Origin of the sequence: Promicromonospora panici, assembly GCF_900608595.1 — a bacterium.
Classification (GTDB): Bacteria; Actinomycetota; Actinomycetes; order Actinomycetales; family Cellulomonadaceae; genus Promicromonospora; species Promicromonospora panici.
In genome coordinates, this window is sequence record NZ_UWYY01000002.1 from 51,644 (window position 1) to 68,654 (window position 17,011).

The window sequence follows — 17,011 nt, forward strand, 5'->3', positions numbered from 1 at the left end:
TTCGACGCCGACTAAAGCGCTTTAGCGACGACAGCGTCCCGCGTGGCTTCGGTGCTGTCAAGGGGAGTGCTCGCGCGATCGGCAGCTCGTCAGGAGATCGGTGGCTCGGACTACCGATCTCCTGACGAACTGCCGACCACTGGCCGACGGCGGACTAGGCCAGCGCGAAGCGCAGGGTGCGGACCTCGAACGGGCTCAGCTCTACCGTCACCGCGCCGTCCGCCGCCACGTCCACCGCACCGGCCTCGACGTCGTCCTCGATCAGGCTCACGGTGCGCGCACCGGCCACCGGCGCCGCCACCGTGACGGAGCCCGACGCGCGGCGACCGAGCGCCTCGTACACCCGCACGACGAGGTCGCCCGACCGGTCGTCGGCGAGCTTGACCGCGGACAACGTCACGCCGCCGGTCACGCCGACCAGCGGCGTGACACCCGCCCCGCCGCGCAGCTCGCGCGGGCGGGCACCGAACGTCGCGCCGGCCTCGGTCGCCGCGGCCGTGTCCGCGCCGACCACCAGGCCGTACCGGTGCGTCTGGACGCCCTGGTCGGTCTCGGGATCGGGGAACCGCGGGGCTCGCAGCAGTGAGAGGCGCACCGTCGTCGTCACCGCGGGCACGCCCGGCGACGGCGCGACGCCGTCGTCGGAGACCTCGCGGGTCACGTCGTACCCGTAGACCGAGTCGTTGACGAGCCCGACGCCGAAGCCCGGCTCCTCGGCCAGCACCCACCGGTGCATGGAGGTCTCGAACTTGGCGGCCTCCCAGCTGGTGTTCGTGTGCGTCACCCGCTTGTGGAAGCCGAACTGGGTCTCCGCCGCGACGTGCTCGGCGCGCACGTCCAGCGGGAAGGCGACCTTGAGGAACTTCTCGGCCTCGTGCCAGTCGGTCTCCATGGCGACCTCGAGGGTCCGGCTGCCCGGCGCGAGGGTGATCACCTGCTCCAGGCTGGAGGAGGAGAACTGGCGGCGCACCGTCACCACCGCCACGCCGTCGTCCACGGTGGCCGTGACCTTCTCCGCCTCGCGCAGGTCGGTCACCGAGTTGCGGTAGAACCGGTCCACGTCCCAGGCATCCCACTTGTTCGGGAAGTCCTGGTGGAGCTGCAGCACGTTGGCCTCCCGCCCGGGTGCGACGGCGTCGCGGCCGCTGGCCAGGTCTACCGCGGACGTCACGTGGCCGGCGGCGTCCAGCGTGACCCGGACGAGGTCGTTCGCCAGGACGTACCCGCCGTCGGGCAGCTCGGTCAGGGTGCTCGGCGCCGCCGTCGCGCCCGCCGCCGGGGCCACGCCCAGCGCGGGGACGCCCGCCTGGGCGAAGGCCGCGGGATTGGCGCGCAGAACGGTGTCGCCCTCGCCCACCAGGGTCCGCAGCGAGCGTTCGATGATCGCCTGGGCCCCCGCGGTCACCGACGCGTGCTGCGCGACGGCCTCGCGGTGCACCCACGCGATGGAGGTGCCGGGCAGGATGTCGTGGAACTGCATCAGCAGGACCTGCTGCCACAGCGCGTCGAGCTCCTTGTACGGGTAGACCGCACCGGTCCGGGCGGACGCCGTCGCCGCCCACGCCTCCGCCTCGACCAGCAGCTGCTCGTTGCGGCGGTTGCCCTGCTTGGTCCTGTGCTGCGAGGTGAGGGTGGCGCGATGCAGCTCCAGGTAGAGCTCGCCCACCCAGACAGCGCTGTCACCGTGTCCGGAAGCGATGAGCTCTCCGCGGGCGCGCTCGAAGAACGCGTCCGGGTGCTCCCAGCGGACCTTCGCGCTGCCCTCGAGATCGGCCAGCCGGCGGGCCTTGCCCGTCATCTCGCGGGTGGTGCCGCCACCGCCGTCGCCCCAGCCGACCGGCGCTATCGAGCCCGTGGCGTGCCGCGCCTCGCGGAACTGGCGCGACGCCTTGGCGACCTCCTCGCCCGAGAGCTGCGAGTTGTAGGTGTCCATCGGCGGGAAGTGGGTCAGCACGCGCGAGCCGTCGATGCCCTCCCACCAGAACGTGTGGTGCGGGAACACGTTCACCTGGTTCCAGGAGATCTTCTGCGTGAAGAACCAGTCGAAGCCCGCGCGGCGCACGAGCTGCGGCAGGGCCGGGGAGTAGCCGAACGAGTCCGGCAGCCACACGCCGTGCGTCCGCAGGCCGAACTCGCGCTCGAAGAACCGCTGCCCCTGGGAGAACTGGCGCGCGAGCGCCTCGCCCGACGGCATCACGGTGTCCGACTCGACCCACATGCCGCCCAGCGGTAGGAACCGGCCCTTGGCGACCGCGTCCTTGATCCGGGTCCACACCTCGGGGCGGTGCTCCTTGACCCACGCGTACTGCTGCGCGGACGACATGCCGTACACGAAGTCGTCGGTGCGGTCGATGAGGTCGGCCATGGACGACGTCGTCCGCGCCACCTTGCGGATCGTCTCTCGCACCGGCCACAGCCAGGCGGAGTCGATGTGCGCGTGGCCGACCGCCGAGATCTCGTGGGCGCTCTGTTCCGCCGGGCTCGCGAGCACGTCCGCGAGCGCCGCCCGGGCGGCGGCCGCCGTCTGCGGGATGCGCTGCAGGTCGAGGACGTCGAGGGCGTCGTCGAGGGCCTGCAGGATCTGCATGCGGCGCGGCCCGGTCGGCAGCTCGGCCTGCAGCTCGAGCAGCACCTCGATGTCGAGCGCGAGGTCGTGCACCTCGGCCTCGAAGATCGCGAGGTCCATGCGCCGGGTCGTGTACAGAGGGCGCGGGGACGCGGTGGTGCTGTCGCCCTCCTGGGTCACCAGGAAGGGGTGGTAGTCCAGCAGCACGGGGTTCGACGCCGCCTCCAGGAGCAGCTCGACCCGTTCGCCGCCGGTCGCGGCGTCGGCCACGGGAACGTACTGGTTGCGCGGGTTGATCGACTTCACGGTGCTGCCGTCCGGCCGGTAGACCAGTGCCTCGCACTGGAAGCCGGGCATGTTGACGTCGAAGCCGAGGTCCACGACGGCCTCGACGGGCCGGCCGGCCCATTCGGCGGGCACCGCGCCCGTCAGCCGGAACCAGGTGGTGCCCCACGCCGGGCCCCACGGCGTGCCCACCTCATAGGGTTCCATCGCGAGGGCCAGGCCCTCGGCAGGGGGAACCGGCTCCCCCGGCAGGACGTGCCACTCGACGTCGAGCGGTACGGATGTCCCGTGGACCGCCGGCCAGATGCGCTCCGTCAGCACGCGATGCGCGCGCCCGGTGGTCAGTGTGATGTCGTCATGCATCGAAGGGCCTCCCCTGTGTCACCGTTGAACGCACGCAGGCTACCTGCCCGGCTCGATGTTCACCCGCACCCCTGCCGGGATGGAAGGATGGTGCCCATGAGCACCACCGATGAGACCCCCACCGGCATCGACGCTCCGGTAGGCGCTGACCAGGCCACACGCGATATCGCCGAGGTCGCGGCGGTCGAGGTCATCGTGACCGCCGCCGTGCACCTCATGAGTGCCGCTGCCGTCAAGTGCGGCCTGGCCGAGGGCGACGACGCCGACGAGCTCAAGGACCTCGACGAGGCCCGCAAGCTGATCACCGCGCTGGCCGCGCTGGTGGTCGCGAGCTCGCCGGACCTCGGCAACGAGCACGCCCGCTCGCTCCGCGACGGCCTGCGCAGCCTCCAGCTCGCGTTCCGAGAGGCGTCGGTCATCCCCGACGCGCCGGGCGATGGGCCGGGCGAGAAGTACACGGGCTCTGTCGTCTGATGACCGAGGCTCCCGTCGTGGCGGCACCCGGGCCCGCGCCCGCACCGGGGCAGCGTCGTAGCTCACGCTGGCTCGCCGTCCTCCTCGTGGCCACGATCGCCGTCGGCGCGTATCTCTGGGTGACGACCATTCGCTGGCAGCGCAACTCCGCCGAGTGGGAGGAGAAGGCGCACGAGTACGCCGAGGAGGTGGCGTCGCTGCGGATGCAGCTCGACGGCGCGAACTCGGAGCTGGAGGCCGCCCGGGACCAGCTCTCCACGGCGACGGCGCGCATCACGGACCTGGCGAACGAGAAGGCCCAGCTCGGTGACGAGAACGTCGCCTCGCAGCAGTACCTCGACTACCAGACACAGGTCAGCCGGGCCGCGGCCACCGTCGCGTCCGCGCTCGGGCAGTGCGTGTCGGGCCAGGAGCAGCTGGTCGGCTATCTCAAGGACGCCGAGCAGTACGAGGCAGCGGACCTGCGCCGCTACGAACGGCAGGTCAACGCGCTGTGTGCCGAGGCCGACGACGCCAACGAGGCGCTGCAGCGGGAGCTTCGCCCGTGAGGTCACCGGTCCGCCGGCGCGCGGGCGGCGCCCTGGTCGTCGGTGCGCTCCTGGCGGGGTCCCTGGCCGGCTGCGGCGTGCTGCCGCCCATGCCGGACCCGGTGCCCGCGGACATCGTGCCGTCCGCGCCCGCGGACCTCTCCCCCGCGGCGGGCGGCGACGCCCTGAGCCCCGACGGTTTCGACGCCGTCGAGCGCATGGCCGTGCGCATCCGCAACGTGGGCTGCGAGGAGCTGTCGACCGGATCCGGCTTCGCCGTCGACGAGCACACGCTGATCACGAACAAGCACGTCGTCGCGGACTCGAAGGACCTCGAGGTGAGCACGTACGACGGGCACGACATCACCGTCGGCGCCACGTCGACGGCGGGACTGGCGGACCTCGCCGTCGTCCGCACGACCGATCCCCTGCCGTCGTTCCCGGAGCTGGCTGACGCCGACCCGGAGCCCGGCGACCCCGTCACCGTGGTGGGCTACCCCGCCGGCGGCGAGCTCACCGTGACGGAGGGCGAGGTCATGGGCACGACGCGCGACCCGCTGAACGCCAACCTCGGTGAGGTGCTGCTGACGAACGCGCCGGTCGAGCCCGGGTCGTCCGGGTCGGCGGCGCTGGACGCTAAGGGGCGGGTGATCGGCGTCGTCTACGCCAAGACGGCCGACGACAACAGCCTGCTCGTGCCCCTGTCGACGCTCCAGGACATGCTGGCCGACGACACGGCGTTCACGCCGGCGAAGGGCTGCTGAGAGCGACGGTCAGCGCGCCGCGCCGATCCGCAGCTCCAGCGAGTCGACCCGCGACGAGATCACCTCTGACGCCGCCAGTCGGGCGTTGACCTGGCCCAGCACGGCGTCGAGCCCGGCCCGGTCGAGGCCCGGGTCCAGGCCGAGCACCACCGCGACCTCGGCCTTGCGGCCCGGCTCGGCGTGCGCCCGCACGACGTGCTGCACCGGGGCGGCGGCGACCGCGACCTCGGACGCGACCTCCGGATCGACGACGAGCCCGTCCTCGTGCGGCACCAGCGCGGGCCGCCACTCCTGGCCCTGCGCGAGCGCCCACACGGCGGGCCGCGGGACGAGCGCCGTCGACGGCCCCGCCGGGTCCACGACGATCAGCGCCCAGTTCTCGTTCACCGCGGAGAGGGCGGCGCGCGACGCCTCGACCGGCACCGGCCGGGCGTCGGCCCGCCATGCCTGCATCGCCGCGACGGACGTGAAGACGGGCAGCGCGCGCCGGCCGTCCGGGGCCTCCAGCGCTACGACCCCGGAGGACGCCTCCTTGTCGACGGTGAGCCCGTCCGGGTTCTGCTCGGCCACGCCGAGCTCGGCCAGGACCGGCACCAGCACGCGGGTCTCGGCCAGCCGGGCGACGACGTCGCGCAGCGGGACCGTCCCGGTCGTGTAGCCGGACAGCAGCCGGGTCAGCTCGGCGTCGGCCGAGCCGTCGTCGTCCGCGAACTGGCTGGACGGCTGGATGGACTTCACTGACCGGCCTCGGCCGGGCGGCCGGCCACGTCGAGCGCCTCGGGGAGCGTGAACGCGCCCGCGTACAGCGCCTTGCCGACCACGGCGCCCTCGATGGTGCCGAGCGCGCGCAGGTCGCGCAGGTCGTCGAGCGAGGAGATGCCGCCCGAGGCGACGACGTGCGCCTTGGTGCGCGCGGCGACGTCGGACAGCAGCTCCAGGTTGGGGCCGCGCAGCGTGCCGTCCTTGGTCACGTCGGTGACCACGTAGCGGGCGCAGCCCGCCTCGTCGAGGCGCGCGAGGACTTCCCAGAGGTCGCCGCCCTCCTTGGTCCAGCCACGCGCGGCGAGTGTGGTGCCGCGCACGTCGAGGCCGACGGCGACGCGGTCACCGTGCTCGGCGATCGCCTTGGCCGTCCAGGCCGGGTCCTCCAGGGCGGCGGTGCCCAGGTTGACGCGCCGCGCCCCGGTCGCGAGGGCGCGCTCCAGCGACTCGTCGTCGCGGATGCCCCCGGACAGCTCGACCTGCACGTCCAGCTCGCCGACCACGCGGGCGAGCAGCTCGGCGTTGGAGCCGCGCCCGAACGCGGCGTCCAGATCCACGAGGTGGACCCACTCCGCGCCGCCGGCCTGCCAGTCAAGGGCGGCCGTGAGCGGGTCACCGTACGAGGTCTCCGAGCCGGCCTCGCCCTGGACGAGGCGGACGGCCTGGCCGTCGGCGACGTCGACGGCGGGCAGGAGCACAAGTCGCTCGGTCATCTCTCTCCAAAGTCTGTGTCTGAGTCTGAGCTGAGTGCTGGATTCTCGCCCTTCAAGAACGTCCAGAGGGGCGAAGATCCAGCACTCTGCGGGTGGTGCGGGTGGGTCAGGCGAGGGTGCGGAGCCAGTTCTCCAGGAGGTGGGATCCCGCGTCGCCCGACTTCTCCGGGTGGAACTGCGTGGCGGCCAGCGGGCCGTCCTCGACGGCCGCGACGAAGCGGCCCCCGTGGTCGGCCCAGGTGACCTTCGGTGGCGAGAAGACCGGCACGGCGTACTCGTCGTAGCCCTTGGTGAACGTCTGGGCCGCATACGAGTGCACGAAGTAGAAACGCTCGTCGGCGATGCCCTCGAACAGGGTCGACCCCTCGGGCACCTCGACCGGCGACCAGCCCATGTGCGGCACAACGTCGGCCTGCAGCCGCTCGACGACGCCCGGCCACTCGCCGATGCCTTCGGCGCGCTCGCCGTGCTCCACCCCGGCGTCGAACATGACCTGCATGCCCACGCAGATGCCGAGGACCGGGCGGTTTCCGGCCAGCCGGCGGCCCACGACCTCGTGCCCGCGCACGGCCTTGAGACCCGCCATGCACGCGGCGAACGCGCCGACGCCGGGCACCACGAGGCCGTCGGCGTCCTGCGCGGTGGCCCGGTCGGCGGTCAGCGTCACGTCGGCGCCCACCCGTTCGAGGGCGCGAACGGCGGACCGGACGTTACCGAATCCGTAGTCGAGGACGACGACGCGCGCCCCCACGCTCAGGCCCCGTCCTTGCCGCCGAGGCCCGGCTCGCCCTTGCCCATGGCCTTGCGGGCCTTGCGGGCCGCGGAGGTCAGCATCCGCACCGCCTTGAACTTGCTGATCGAGGTCGAGCCGACCACGCCGTCCAGGTCGGCCACGCTCGTGGCGCCCGTCAGCAGGTCGACCACGCTCTCGGGGGCGCCACCCAGCACGAGGCCCGGGGCGAGCTCGTCGCCGCGGACGCCGTCGGCGAACCGGACCGCCGTCATCTGCTCGCCGGTGCGGGTCACCAGGACCAGCGGGACCCCCCGGACGAGCTGGGAGATCGCCGCCGCGGCTTGCTCGGGCGCGTCGCCGGCGAGGTCCTTCAGGACGCCGACGGCGCCGACCGAGGTGGGCACCGCGTCCAGGTCGAGCTGGGCCAGCGAGCTGGCCGCTGCGAGCGGCTCGGCGCCCGCGATCTGGGTGATGAGCGCTGCGAACTCGGGCTCGCCGCTGCCGGTCAGGGAGGACAGGTCGTCCGGGATCTCGAAGTCGTCGAGATCGAAGTCGGGCAGGTCGTCTCCGGGCGGCGTGCTGCTGGGCCCGTCGTTCTCGGGCCTGGGGCTGTCGGACATGGCTGCTAGAGCGCACCCTTCGTGGACGGGATGCCCTCGACCCGGGGGTCGACGGCGACGGCGGCGCGCAGCGCACGCGCCAGCGCCTTGAACTGAGCTTCGACGATGTGGTGCGGGTCGCGGCCCGCGAGCACACGTACGTGCAGGCAGATGCCCGCGTGGTGAGCTATCGACTCCAGCACGTGACGGGTCAGCGAACCCGTGAAGTGACCGCCGATGAGGTGGTACTCCTGGCCGGCGGGCTCGCCCTCGTGCACCAGGTACGGCCTGCCCGACACGTCGACGACCGCCTGGGCGAGCGCCTCGTCGAGCGGCACGAGCGCGTCGCCGAACCGGGAGATGCCGGCCTTGTCGCCGAGCGCCTGGCGCAGCGCCTCGCCGAGGCTGATGGCCACGTCCTCCACCGTGTGGTGGACGTCGATGTGGGTGTCGCCGGTCGCGTGCACCGTGAGGTCGATCAGGGAGTGCTTGCCGAGCGCCGTGAGCATGTGGTCGTAGAACGGCACGCTCGTGCTGATCTCGGTGCGCCCGGTGCCGTCGAGATCCAGCTCGACCAGCACCTTCGACTCGGAGGTGGCGCGCTCCACCCGTGCTGTCCTGCTCATGCCTGTTCCTCTCCCTGCACGTGCAGGACCTCGGTGAGCGCCGCGCGGAACGCGGCCATCTCGGCGGACGTGCCGATCGAAACCCGCAGCCATCCGTCGGGACCGGTCTCACGGATCAGGACCCCGCGGTCCAGGAGACCCTGCCATACGGCGTGGCGATCGCCGAACGTCCCGAACAGGACGAAGTTCGCGTCTGTCTCCGCGACGTCGAACGGGAGGCCGTCCGGGAGCCGCTGCTCGCGCAGCCAGGCCACCGTCGCGTCGCGCTCGGCGCGCAGCGTGGCGACCTGGGCCATGAGTGACTCGCGGTGCCGCAGCGCGGCCCCCGCCGCGGCCTGCGTGATGGCGCTCAGGTGGTACGGCAGGCGCACGATCCGCAGCGCGTCCACGAAGTCGCGGGAGGCGACGAGGTAGCCGAGCCGGGCGCCGGCCGCCGCGAACGCCTTGGACATGGTGCGCGACACGGCCAGGTTCGGGTACCGCGCCAGCAGCGCCACCGCCGACGGCGTTCCCGGGCGGCGGAACTCCGCGTAGGCCTCGTCGACGACGACGACCGGGTGGGCGCCGTCGATGTCGACGGTGAGCGCCGCCTCGCAGACCGCCTCGATGGTGGCCGTCGGCAGCGCCGTCCCGGTCGGGTTGTTCGGGCTGGCCAGCAGGATCACCGAGGGGGCGACCTCGCGGATCTTCTCGGCGGCGTGGACCGGGTCGAGCGTGAAGTCGTCTTCTCGGCGGCCGACCATCCAGTTCGTGTGTGTGTCGCGCGCGTACTCCGGGTACATGGAGTACGTGGGCGCGAACGACAGCGCGGTGCGGCCCGGGCCGCCGAACGCCTGCAGCACGTGCAGCATGACCTCGTTGGACCCGTTCGCCGCCCACACATCGAGGTCGTCCAGCCGGACGCCCGTCTCCAGCGTGAGGTAGTCAGCCAGGTCCTGGCGCAGCACCGTGGCGTCGCGGTCCGGGTAGCGGTTCATGCCCCGGGCGGCGCGGGCGACCTCCTCGGCGATGGTCGCGACCACCTCCTCGCCGGGCGGGTACGGGTTCTCGTTGACGTTCAGCAGTACCGGGACGTCGAGCTGCGGCGCGCCGTACGGCTTCTCGTCCGCCAGCTCAGGACGCAGCGGCAGACGCACGGAGGGCGCGGGAGCGGCGTCCTGCGCACTCTGCTGGTCGACACCCTGCTGGTCGACGGCGTGGGTCATCACCGGACCAGTCTACGAACCGCGCGGCGCGGGCCCGGCGCCCGTCCGCCCACCGGTCGAGTGGCCCTCGTCACCGCACCCCCAGCACGAACGGGTACACGGCCGCCGCGCCGGCCTGGCGCAGCAGCCGGGAGGCGACCGTGAGCGTCCAGCCCGAGTCGGTGTAGTCGTCCACGAGCAGGACCGCTCGGCCCGGCAGGCCGCGCAGCGCGCCGTCACCGAGCTGCAGCTGCAGCCGCCGGGCCACACCGGCGAGCCGCATCGCGGAGTTCACGTCGTGGCGGCCGGGCTGCTCCTGCCCGGCGACCGGGCCGATCGCGCCGATCATGGGCACGCCCAGGTATTTCGCGAGCCCGGTGGCCAGGTGGTACGACAGCTGCGGCCGCGTGATGGAACGGACCGCCACGACGGCCTCGATCACGAGCGGGCCGGGCTCGGCGGCGCCCGAGACGTCGCTGCCCTCGCCCTCCTCGGTGGGCTCGCCGGCCGGGCGGAGCGCGCTCCACTCGTCGAGCACCCGCGCGGCGGCACGGCGCAGCGGCACCGGGAGCTCGCCGTCGGTAGCGGTGGGCGCGAGCAGGTCGCGCAGTGGACCGGACCAGCCGAGGCCGTCGAGCCGTGCGACGGCCCGGCCCGGCTCGGCCAGCTCGGCGGGCGGGATCTTGCCCTTGAGGTCCAGGCCGATCGAGGCCAGGCCGGTGGGCCACATCTTGCGGGTCTCGACCTCGACACCCGGGCGGTCCATCTCGGCGCGTGCCGCGGCCACTGCCTCGGCGTCGGGCGCCTCGGGCAGGTCCATGGCGCCGCACCGGTCACAGCGGCCGCACTGCCAGCCCGGCTGGAGGTCCGGGTCGTCGAGCTGGTGCCGCAGGTAAGCCATGCGGCAGCCCTGGGTGCTCACGTAGTCGACCATCGCCTGCTGCTCGGCCGCGCGGGTGGCGGCGACGCGGGCGTACCGCTCGGCGTCGTACGACCACTCCTGCCCCGTGGACTCCCAGCCGCCGCGTACCCGGCGCACCGCGCCGTCGACGTCGAGCACCTTGAGCATGGTCTCCAGCCGGGACCGGCGCAGGTCCACCTGCGTCTCCAATGCCGCCGTCGACATGGTGCCGCCCCCGCGCAGGGCGTCGAGCGTGGCCCGCACCTGGCCCTCGGCGGGGAATGCCTGCTCACCGAACCAGTCCCAGATCGCCTTGTCCTCGACGCCCGGGAGCAGCACCACGAGGGCCTGGTCGACCCCACGACCGGCACGGCCCACCTGCTGGTAGTACGCGATGGGCGACGACGGCGCGCCCAGGTGCACCACGAACGCCAGGTCCGGCTTGTCGAAGCCCATGCCCAGCGCGGACGTGGCGACGAGCGCCTTGACCTCGTTGTTCTTGAGGTCCGCCTCGAGCTGCTCACGCTGCGCCGGCTCGGTCCGCCCGGTGTACGACGCGACGCCGAGGCCGTAGCCGCGCAGCTGCTCGGCGACCTGCTCGGCCGCCGACACCGTCAGGCAGTAGACGATGCCGGAGCCCTCGATGTCCTGCAGCGCCTCGGCCAGCCAGGCCACGCGCGTCGGCTGGTCACCGAGCTCGAGCACCGCGAGGTGCAGCGACTCCCGGTCGAGCCCGCCGCGCAGGACCAGCACGTCCTCGTCGGCCGCGCCGTCGGCGTGCACGGCCAGCTGCTCGGCGACGTCCTGCGTGACGCGCTCGTTCGCGGTGGCCGTCGTCGCGAGCACGGGGATGCCCGTCGGCAGGTCGGCCAGCAGCGTGCGGATGCGCCGGTAGTCGGGCCGGAAGTCGTGGCCCCAGTCCGAGATGCAGTGGGCCTCGTCGATGACCACGAGCCCGGCGTCGGCCGCGAGACGAGGGAGCACCTCGTCGCGGAAGCCAGGGTTGTTCAGGCGTTCGGGCGAGCAGAGCAGCACGTCGACCTCGCCGCGAGCGATCGACGCGTGCACCTCGTCCCACTCGGTCATGTTGGCGGAGTTGATGGTGACCGCCCGGATGCCCGCGCGGGAGGCCGCCGAGATCTGGTCGCGCATGAGCGCGAGCAGCGGCGAGACGATCACCGTCGGGCCGGCGCCGCGGGACCGCAGCAGCTTGGTCGCCACGAAGTACACGGCCGACTTGCCCCACCCGGTGCGCTGCACCACCAGCGCACGACGCCGGAACGCGGCCAGTGCCTCGATGGCCGTCCACTGGTCGTCGCGCAGCCGCGCGTCGTCGCGGCCGACGAGCTCACGCAGCGCGGCCTCGGCCTCCTCGCGCAGGGAGCCGCCGGGCGCGGCCGCGACGACCGGCCGGGGTGCCCGCTCGGGCTCCGTGACCACCGCGTCCTGCTCGACTCCCGGCTCGGACACCACCGGCGCGGGCCTCGGAGCAGGCGGTGCCGCTGCGGCCGCTGCGGCGGCGACCGCCTCGCCTTCGGTGAGCAGGCCGCGCAGCATCTGCAGCTTGGCGGCCTGCGCCTCGGGCGAGTTCCGCGCGGACGGCGGGAGCGCCGGATCGCCGACCTCGGTCAGGAACGCGGCGTCGTCGGGCGGCTCCTCCACGTTGAAGGGGAGGTCTGCGAAGGGGTCCTTGGTCACGTGCTCGATCCTAGGAGCAGCCACCGACACCGCGACCCGGTTATCCACAGATCGCGCCGGGGATCCCTAGAATCACGGTCCGTGAGCTCCTTCAAGGACGACCCGGGCCTGCAGATCGACCCAGGGACCCGCCGCACGAACTTCGTGACGTACTACGACGCGGAGTCCGCTGACCGGGGCCTGCGCCCTGTTCCCGAGTGGCGCAGGGCCGCCCAGGAGGAGTTTCTCGCCCGGCTCGCTCAGGAGCGCCGCCGCACCGTGCTGGAACTGGGCTGCGGCCCCGGCCGGGACGGCAAGGCGATCGCCGCCGCAGGATTCGGGTACACCGGGACGGACCTCTCACCCGGCATGGTCGACGTCGCCCGCACGGCCGACCTGGACGCGCGGGTCGCGTCGGCTACCGACCTGCCCTTCGACGACGACAGCTTCGACGCCGCGTGGTCCATGAGCATGCTCATGCATCTCGACGACGCGGAGCTGGACCTCGCGCTGGCCCAGATCAGTCGCGTGCTGATGCCCGGCGCCCTGTTCGCAGCCGGGATGTGGGGAGCGTCCGAGCTCACCGTCGGGCACGTGTCCGCACCCGGTGAGGACTACGGGCCGCCCCGCTACTTCCACCGCCGCACCGACGCGATGGTCCGCGAGCGCCTCGGTCGGCACGGCGACATCGAGACCTGGTGGACCCGGCCGAGCGGACCGGGCAGCAGCCATCACTACCAGTACGCGGTGATACGCACGTTCGGCAGTGGTGGCTGACGCCCGCGTCAGACGGGTTGCCGAACGATCCGTTCCAGGGCGCGCACGGCGGCGCTGACGCCGTTCTCGGAGCGAACCCGCTCACCGAGGCGCTCGGCATTCCGGGACATGTGCGGGCTCGACGTCATCACCCGGATCGCAGCGGCAAGGGCGGCGGAGTCCAGCCGTTTCTGCGGCAGCGGCGCCGGGCCCACCCCGATGCGTTGTACGAGCCGGCCCCAGAACGGCTGGTCGGCGACGAACGGGCACACGAGCTGCGGCCGGCCCGCGGCGAACGCCGTGCCGGTGGTGCCCGCTCCGCCGTGGTGCACGACAGCGGCCATCTGCGGGAACAGGGAGCGGTAGTCGACGTCGGTCACCGCGAACACGCCGTCCGGCAGGCCGGAGACGTCCAGGCCGCCCCAGCCCCCGCCGACGACGAGCCGCTGCCCGGCCAGCCGGGCCGACTCCAGCACCGTCCGAGTGGTCCGGGCAGGATCCGAGCCGGCCATCGAGCCGAACCCGACGAAGACCGGCGCGGACCCGTCGGCGATGAATGCGCGCAGGTCCTCCGGCAAGGGTGCCGGTTCGCCGGCCAGGTCCCAGTAGCCGGTGGTCTCGACCTCCGCGGGCCAGTCCTCGGCCGGCGGCAGCACCGCCGGGCTGTAGGCGTGCAGCACCGGAGCGCGGCCGCCGTCGGGCCGCCGCATCGGGTCGTGGCGCCCGCGGCGGCGTGAGAGGCCCAGGTCGGCACGGCGCCAGCGGTCGACGACACCGCCGAACATCGTCGCCGTGCTCTTCATACCGGCGAACGTCGCCCGGTTCAGCGATTGGGGCAGCCATGCGGGCAGCTCCACCCCCGGCCAGGGGAACTCCCGCGTCGGTACGTACATCGGGATGGGCAGCGCGAGCACGGCTGGAACGCTGAGCGCCTCAGCGACGTGCTGCCCCGCGACGATCTGGCCGTTGTGGATCACCACGTCCGCTCCGGCGTCGCGGGTGACGGCCCAGGAGTCCTGCAGGACCCGCGTGAACATCGCGGGCATGGAGCGCATCAGCTTCAGCCGGGAGCCGATGCCGCCCTCGAGCAGTGCGCCGGCGTCAGCGCCGTCCATCAGCGCCATGGGGCCGTCGTCGACCCCGGCGAAGGAGACGCCGTGCGCCGCGGCGAAGTCGGCGAACCGGTGCGGTGCGACGACCACGGCCTCGTGCCCGGCGGCCTGCAGGCCCTGCGCCAGCGCCAGGAACGGCTGCACGTCGCCGCGTGTGCCCAGCGTCATCAGGAGTGCCTTCATCGGACGGTCACAGTGCGCGGGCTCGTGTTCATGCCGGGTCTCCCTCGTGTGTGGTCAGCCTGGTCGCCACGGCGTCGGCGACCAGGCCGAACGTCTCGTGGAAGGTGCTGGGATCGCCCAGGTACTGGGTGTTCAACGGGAGCAGCAGGACCGCCTGCAGCGCCCCCACCGCGACCGCCGGGTCCTGCCCGACGAGGTCACCCGACTCCTGGCGGTCCCGCACGAACTCCATCAGCGCGGTCGCGGGGTTGGTGTCCCCCATCGCCGCCATCCGCTCCGGGTCCAGCCGGGCCGCCACCGCCGCCATCTCCTCCGGATGCGTCACCAGACGGCGCCAGAGTGGGTTGTTCTCCAGCACGTCCAGCGTCGCGTGCAGGAACCGGCGCAGGCCCTCGCGTGTGTCCGGCGTGGACAGCAGCGCCCGGTCGATGACCTGGCTCTTGACGTGCCCCGCCTCGTCCAGCATGAGCTGCAGGTAGAGCGCTTCCTTGGAGTCGAAGAACTGGTAGAAGGTGCTTTTCACGATCCCGGCCGGAGCCACCAGCTCATCGAGCGCCGTCTTGCGCAGACCCTGCCTGGTGAACAGCTCTCGGCCGGTTGCGAGCAGCGCGTGGCTGATCCGGTCCCGCTCCTGCGCGGTGAACCCTCGTGGCACGGTGGGCCTCCTCTTCCGGAGACCATGAAAACAAACTTGTCACATGTTCTCAAGCGCTTCGCGGGACGACGGCGTCGCCGAGTCCGCACGCGAACCGGAGCCCGAGCCGGACGAAACGGCGAGCGACGCGAGCAGCGCCAGCCGCTCCCCGCTGGGCGACGCCGGGTCCGCGTGCAGCAGCACGAGCATCTGCCGGTCGGTCCCGGCGATGGTGAGCTTCTCCATGTCGAGCACCAGCTCCCCGACCTGGGGGTGCGCCCAGCGCGTGACGTGGGGGAAACCGGCCCGGACGTCGTGGCGCGCCCACAGGGTCCGGAACCGGTCGGAGGCGAGAGAGAGCTCGCCGACCAGCTGTGCCACGCGCTCGTCGTCGGTCTCCGTGCCGACGGCCTCGCGGAACCTGGCCACGAACGTCGCCGTCGCCTCGTCCCACTCCGGGTTCAGGGCCTGCTCGGCAGGGTCGAGAAACACGTCACGCAGCCGGTTGTTCCCCGGCTGCAGGTTCGGCGACGCTGCCCGCGCCAGGTCGTTCGCCGCGAGGACGTCGAAGTAGCGCCCCTCGACGAACGCGGGGAAGCCCACCCGCTCCAACAGCCGCAGCGTCCCGGCCGGCACCGTCTCGCGGCGCGCCCGGCGACGGCGACGTCGCGCCGGCCCCGCGAGGCCGAGCAGGTACCGCGTGGCCTCCTCGTCCAGGAGCAGCACGCGGGCCACCGACTCCAGCACCTGCGGCGACGGGTTCCGATCCCGGCCCTGCTCGAGCCGCAGGTAGTAGTCGGCGCTGATGCCCGCGAGCAGCGCGACCTCCTCGCGGCGCAGGCCCGGCACCCGGCGGACGCCGCCCCCGCGCAGCCCGACGTCGGCAGGCCGCACCAGCTCGCGGCGCGCGCGGAGGTAGTCGCCCAGCAAGGTCCCCCGGTTCATGCCCACCACCGTAGGTCGCGCCGGCTGCGCCTGCCTGGCCCTGTGAGTCCCAGGGGCGGCGGGTCACTGCCTCGCCCCCGGAGCGCGGCACACGCTGAGGGACATGACCACACAGACACTGCCCGGCGGGACCTACCCGCTCGCCGACGACCTGACCGTCAACCGTGTCGGCTACGGCGCCATGCAGCTGGCCGGCCCGCACGTCTTCGGCCCGCCCGCCGATCGCGCGGCCGCCGTCGCCGTCCTGCGCGAGGCCGTGGCGCTCGGCGTCACCCACATCGACACCGCAGACTTCTATGGTCCGCACGTCACCAATCAGATCATCCGCGAGACCCTGCACCCCTATCCCGCGAACCTGCACATCGTCACCAAGGTGGGCTCGGTGCGCGACGCCGACGGCGGCTGGGTGCCGCAGCGAGAGCCCGACCAGCTCCGCCGCCAGGTCGAGCAGAACCTCGAGCACCTCGGGCTCGACCGGCTCGACGTCGTGAACCTGCGCGTGGGCGGTTTCGACCGCCCGGAACCGGGCTCGCTCGCCCGCCCGTTCACCGCGCTCGCCGAGCTGCGGCAGGAGGGCCTGATCGCGCACCTCGGCGTCAGCACCGTCACGGCGGAGCAGGTGGCCGAGGCTCAGGCGATCGCTCCGGTCGTCACCGTGCAGAACTTCTACAACATCGCCAACCGGCAGGACGACGCTCTGATCGACGCACTGGCCGAGCAGGGCATCGCGTACGTGCCGTACTTCCCGCTCGGCGGCTTCTCGCCGCTGCAGTCGGCGGAGCTGAACGCCGTGGCGGCCCGGCTGGACAGCACACCGATCGCGGTCGCCCAGGCCTGGCTGCTGCAGCGCTCGCCGAACATCCTCCTCATCCCGGGGACGTCGTCGGTGGCACATTTGCGGGAGAACGTCGCGGCCGCCGGGCTCGGCCTACCCGAGGACGCGATAGCGGAGCTGAACACGATCGGCGTGTGACGCCTGGATCTATCGTGGGCTCATGCCGAGCCAACCGATCTCGCCGCAGCCGGACCACCCGGTCACGGGTGTCCATGAACCGGATGTGGACGACCTGCCGCCGACCACGCGGATTCATATGCCACCGAGCGAGGTCAGTTCGCACAGGCCGACAGCCGAAGTGCTGGACGAGCTGCGCGAAGACCGTCTGTGAGGGTGCCGGGCGGGCACGATGCCTCGCCCGCCCGGCATCGC

Annotated in this window: 17 protein-coding genes; 6 read left to right on the top strand and 11 right to left on the bottom strand. The window is 72.8% G+C overall.

The annotated features are described in order from the left end of the window. Nucleotides 1-154: 154 nt before the first annotated feature. Entirely contained in the window at nt 155-3,214 is a 3,060-nt protein-coding gene (locus EW117_RS02105; protein WP_129783213.1) for an alpha-mannosidase, read from the bottom strand. A gap of 96 nt (nt 3,215-3,310) precedes the next feature. Here EW117_RS02105 and EW117_RS02110 point away from each other — a divergent pair, with 96 nt between their 5' ends. The 3 genes from EW117_RS02110 to EW117_RS02120 are packed head-to-tail and all read left to right on the top strand — an operon-like array spanning nt 3,311 to nt 4,979. Continuing rightward, a complete protein-coding gene (locus tag EW117_RS02110) occupies nt 3,311-3,688 on the top strand; it encodes a DUF1844 domain-containing protein (RefSeq protein WP_129783215.1) in 378 nt (125 codons plus the stop codon). Next, nucleotides 3,688-4,236: a hypothetical protein gene (locus tag EW117_RS02115; protein WP_129783217.1), complete on the top strand. Its 549-nt coding sequence runs from the start codon at nt 3,688-3,690 to the stop codon at nt 4,234-4,236. Before EW117_RS02110 ends, EW117_RS02115 begins: the two co-directional genes overlap by 1 nt. After that, on the top strand, nt 4,233-4,979 hold the full coding sequence (locus EW117_RS02120) for a S1C family serine protease (RefSeq protein WP_129783219.1): 747 nt from the start codon (nt 4,233-4,235) through the stop codon (nt 4,977-4,979). The genes EW117_RS02115 and EW117_RS02120 overlap by 4 nt, the downstream gene beginning before the upstream one ends. A gap of 9 nt (nt 4,980-4,988) precedes the next feature. Here EW117_RS02120 and EW117_RS02125 read toward each other — a convergent pair whose 3' ends face one another. The 7 genes from EW117_RS02125 to EW117_RS02155 form a co-directional block, all read right to left on the bottom strand. After that, complete coding sequence (locus EW117_RS02125; RefSeq protein WP_129783221.1) at nt 4,989-5,717, bottom strand: SseB family protein; 729 nt, start codon at nt 5,715-5,717, stop codon at nt 4,989-4,991. Beyond that, nucleotides 5,714-6,454: a bifunctional 1-(5-phosphoribosyl)-5-((5-phosphoribosylamino)methylideneamino)imidazole-4-carboxamide isomerase/phosphoribosylanthranilate isomerase PriA gene (gene priA, locus EW117_RS02130; protein ID WP_129783223.1), complete on the bottom strand. Its 741-nt coding sequence runs from the start codon at nt 6,452-6,454 to the stop codon at nt 5,714-5,716. Before priA ends, EW117_RS02125 begins: the two co-directional genes overlap by 4 nt. 106 nt (nt 6,455-6,560) lie before the next feature. Then, entirely contained in the window at nt 6,561-7,205 is a 645-nt protein-coding gene (gene hisH, locus EW117_RS02135) for an imidazole glycerol phosphate synthase subunit HisH (protein ID WP_129783225.1), read from the bottom strand. A 2-nt stretch (nt 7,206-7,207) separates the two neighbouring features. Continuing rightward, nucleotides 7,208-7,807 carry a hypothetical protein gene (locus EW117_RS02140; RefSeq protein ID WP_129783227.1) on the bottom strand — a complete coding sequence of 200 codons (600 nt, stop codon included), beginning with the start codon at nt 7,805-7,807 and terminating at the stop codon, nt 7,208-7,210. Between the two features lie 5 nt (nt 7,808-7,812). After that, on the bottom strand, nt 7,813-8,412 hold the full coding sequence (gene hisB / locus EW117_RS02145; protein WP_129783229.1) for an imidazoleglycerol-phosphate dehydratase HisB: 600 nt from the start codon (nt 8,410-8,412) through the stop codon (nt 7,813-7,815). Beyond that, complete coding sequence (locus EW117_RS02150; protein WP_129783730.1) at nt 8,409-9,617, bottom strand: histidinol-phosphate transaminase; 1,209 nt, start codon at nt 9,615-9,617, stop codon at nt 8,409-8,411. The genes hisB and EW117_RS02150 overlap by 4 nt, the downstream gene beginning before the upstream one ends. A 70-nt stretch (nt 9,618-9,687) precedes the next feature. Next, on the bottom strand, nt 9,688-12,195 hold the full coding sequence (locus EW117_RS02155; RefSeq protein ID WP_129783231.1) for a RecQ family ATP-dependent DNA helicase: 2,508 nt from the start codon (nt 12,193-12,195) through the stop codon (nt 9,688-9,690). A gap of 81 nt (nt 12,196-12,276) precedes the next feature. On the opposite strand from EW117_RS02155, the gene EW117_RS02160 reads away from it, so the two are divergent. Further along, complete coding sequence (locus EW117_RS02160) at nt 12,277-12,951, top strand: class I SAM-dependent methyltransferase (protein WP_165362412.1); 675 nt, start codon at nt 12,277-12,279, stop codon at nt 12,949-12,951. An 8-nt stretch (nt 12,952-12,959) separates the two neighbouring features. On the opposite strand, the gene EW117_RS02165 is transcribed toward EW117_RS02160, so the two are convergent. Genes EW117_RS02165 through EW117_RS02175 form a run of 3 tightly spaced genes read right to left on the bottom strand, consistent with a single transcriptional unit; the run spans nt 12,960 to nt 15,804 of the window. After that, entirely contained in the window at nt 12,960-14,210 is a 1,251-nt protein-coding gene (locus tag EW117_RS02165; protein WP_207211722.1) for a glycosyltransferase, read from the bottom strand. 43 nt (nt 14,211-14,253) lie between these two features. Beyond that, on the bottom strand, nt 14,254-14,880 hold the full coding sequence (locus tag EW117_RS02170; protein ID WP_129783235.1) for a TetR/AcrR family transcriptional regulator: 627 nt from the start codon (nt 14,878-14,880) through the stop codon (nt 14,254-14,256). Nucleotides 14,881-14,919: 39 nt separating this feature from the next. Next, nucleotides 14,920-15,804, bottom strand: coding sequence for a helix-turn-helix domain-containing protein (locus EW117_RS02175; protein WP_129783237.1), 885 nt, complete (start codon nt 15,802-15,804; stop codon nt 14,920-14,922). A gap of 103 nt (nt 15,805-15,907) precedes the next feature. Here EW117_RS02175 and EW117_RS02180 point away from each other — a divergent pair, with 103 nt between their 5' ends. Together EW117_RS02180 and EW117_RS29275 are read left to right on the top strand one after the other, a co-directional pair. Then, the gene (locus EW117_RS02180) at nt 15,908-16,777 is read left to right on the top strand and encodes an oxidoreductase (protein ID WP_129783239.1); all 870 of its coding nucleotides are present in this window, start codon (nt 15,908-15,910) and stop codon (nt 16,775-16,777) included. Between the two features lie 22 nt (nt 16,778-16,799). After that, entirely contained in the window at nt 16,800-16,970 is a 171-nt protein-coding gene (locus EW117_RS29275; protein ID WP_165362413.1) for a hypothetical protein, read from the top strand. Nucleotides 16,971-17,011 lie beyond the last annotated feature (41 nt).

What these genes read in the sequence shown, in the direction of transcription:
- EW117_RS02105 (WP_129783213.1), bottom strand. Translation starts at nt 3,214, where the DNA reads ATGCATGACGACATCACACTGACCACCGGGCGCGCGCATCGCGTGCTG.
- EW117_RS02110 (WP_129783215.1), top strand. Translation starts at nt 3,311, where the DNA reads ATGAGCACCACCGATGAGACCCCCACCGGCATCGACGCTCCGGTAGGC.
- EW117_RS02115 (WP_129783217.1), top strand. Translation starts at nt 3,688, where the DNA reads ATGACCGAGGCTCCCGTCGTGGCGGCACCCGGGCCCGCGCCCGCACCG.
- priA (WP_129783223.1), bottom strand. Translation starts at nt 6,454, where the DNA reads ATGACCGAGCGACTTGTGCTCCTGCCCGCCGTCGACGTCGCCGACGGC.
- EW117_RS02140 (WP_129783227.1), bottom strand. Translation starts at nt 7,807, where the DNA reads ATGTCCGACAGCCCCAGGCCCGAGAACGACGGGCCCAGCAGCACGCCG.
- hisB (WP_129783229.1), bottom strand. Translation starts at nt 8,412, where the DNA reads ATGAGCAGGACAGCACGGGTGGAGCGCGCCACCTCCGAGTCGAAGGTG.
- EW117_RS02150 (WP_129783730.1), bottom strand. Translation starts at nt 9,617, where the DNA reads ATGACCCACGCCGTCGACCAGCAGGGTGTCGACCAGCAGAGTGCGCAG.
- EW117_RS02165 (WP_207211722.1), bottom strand. Translation starts at nt 14,210, where the DNA reads ATGACGCTGGGCACACGCGGCGACGTGCAGCCGTTCCTGGCGCTGGCG.
- EW117_RS02175 (WP_129783237.1), bottom strand. Translation starts at nt 15,804, where the DNA reads ATGAACCGGGGGACCTTGCTGGGCGACTACCTCCGCGCGCGCCGCGAG.
- EW117_RS02180 (WP_129783239.1), top strand. Translation starts at nt 15,908, where the DNA reads ATGACCACACAGACACTGCCCGGCGGGACCTACCCGCTCGCCGACGAC.
- EW117_RS29275 (WP_165362413.1), top strand. Translation starts at nt 16,800, where the DNA reads ATGCCGAGCCAACCGATCTCGCCGCAGCCGGACCACCCGGTCACGGGT.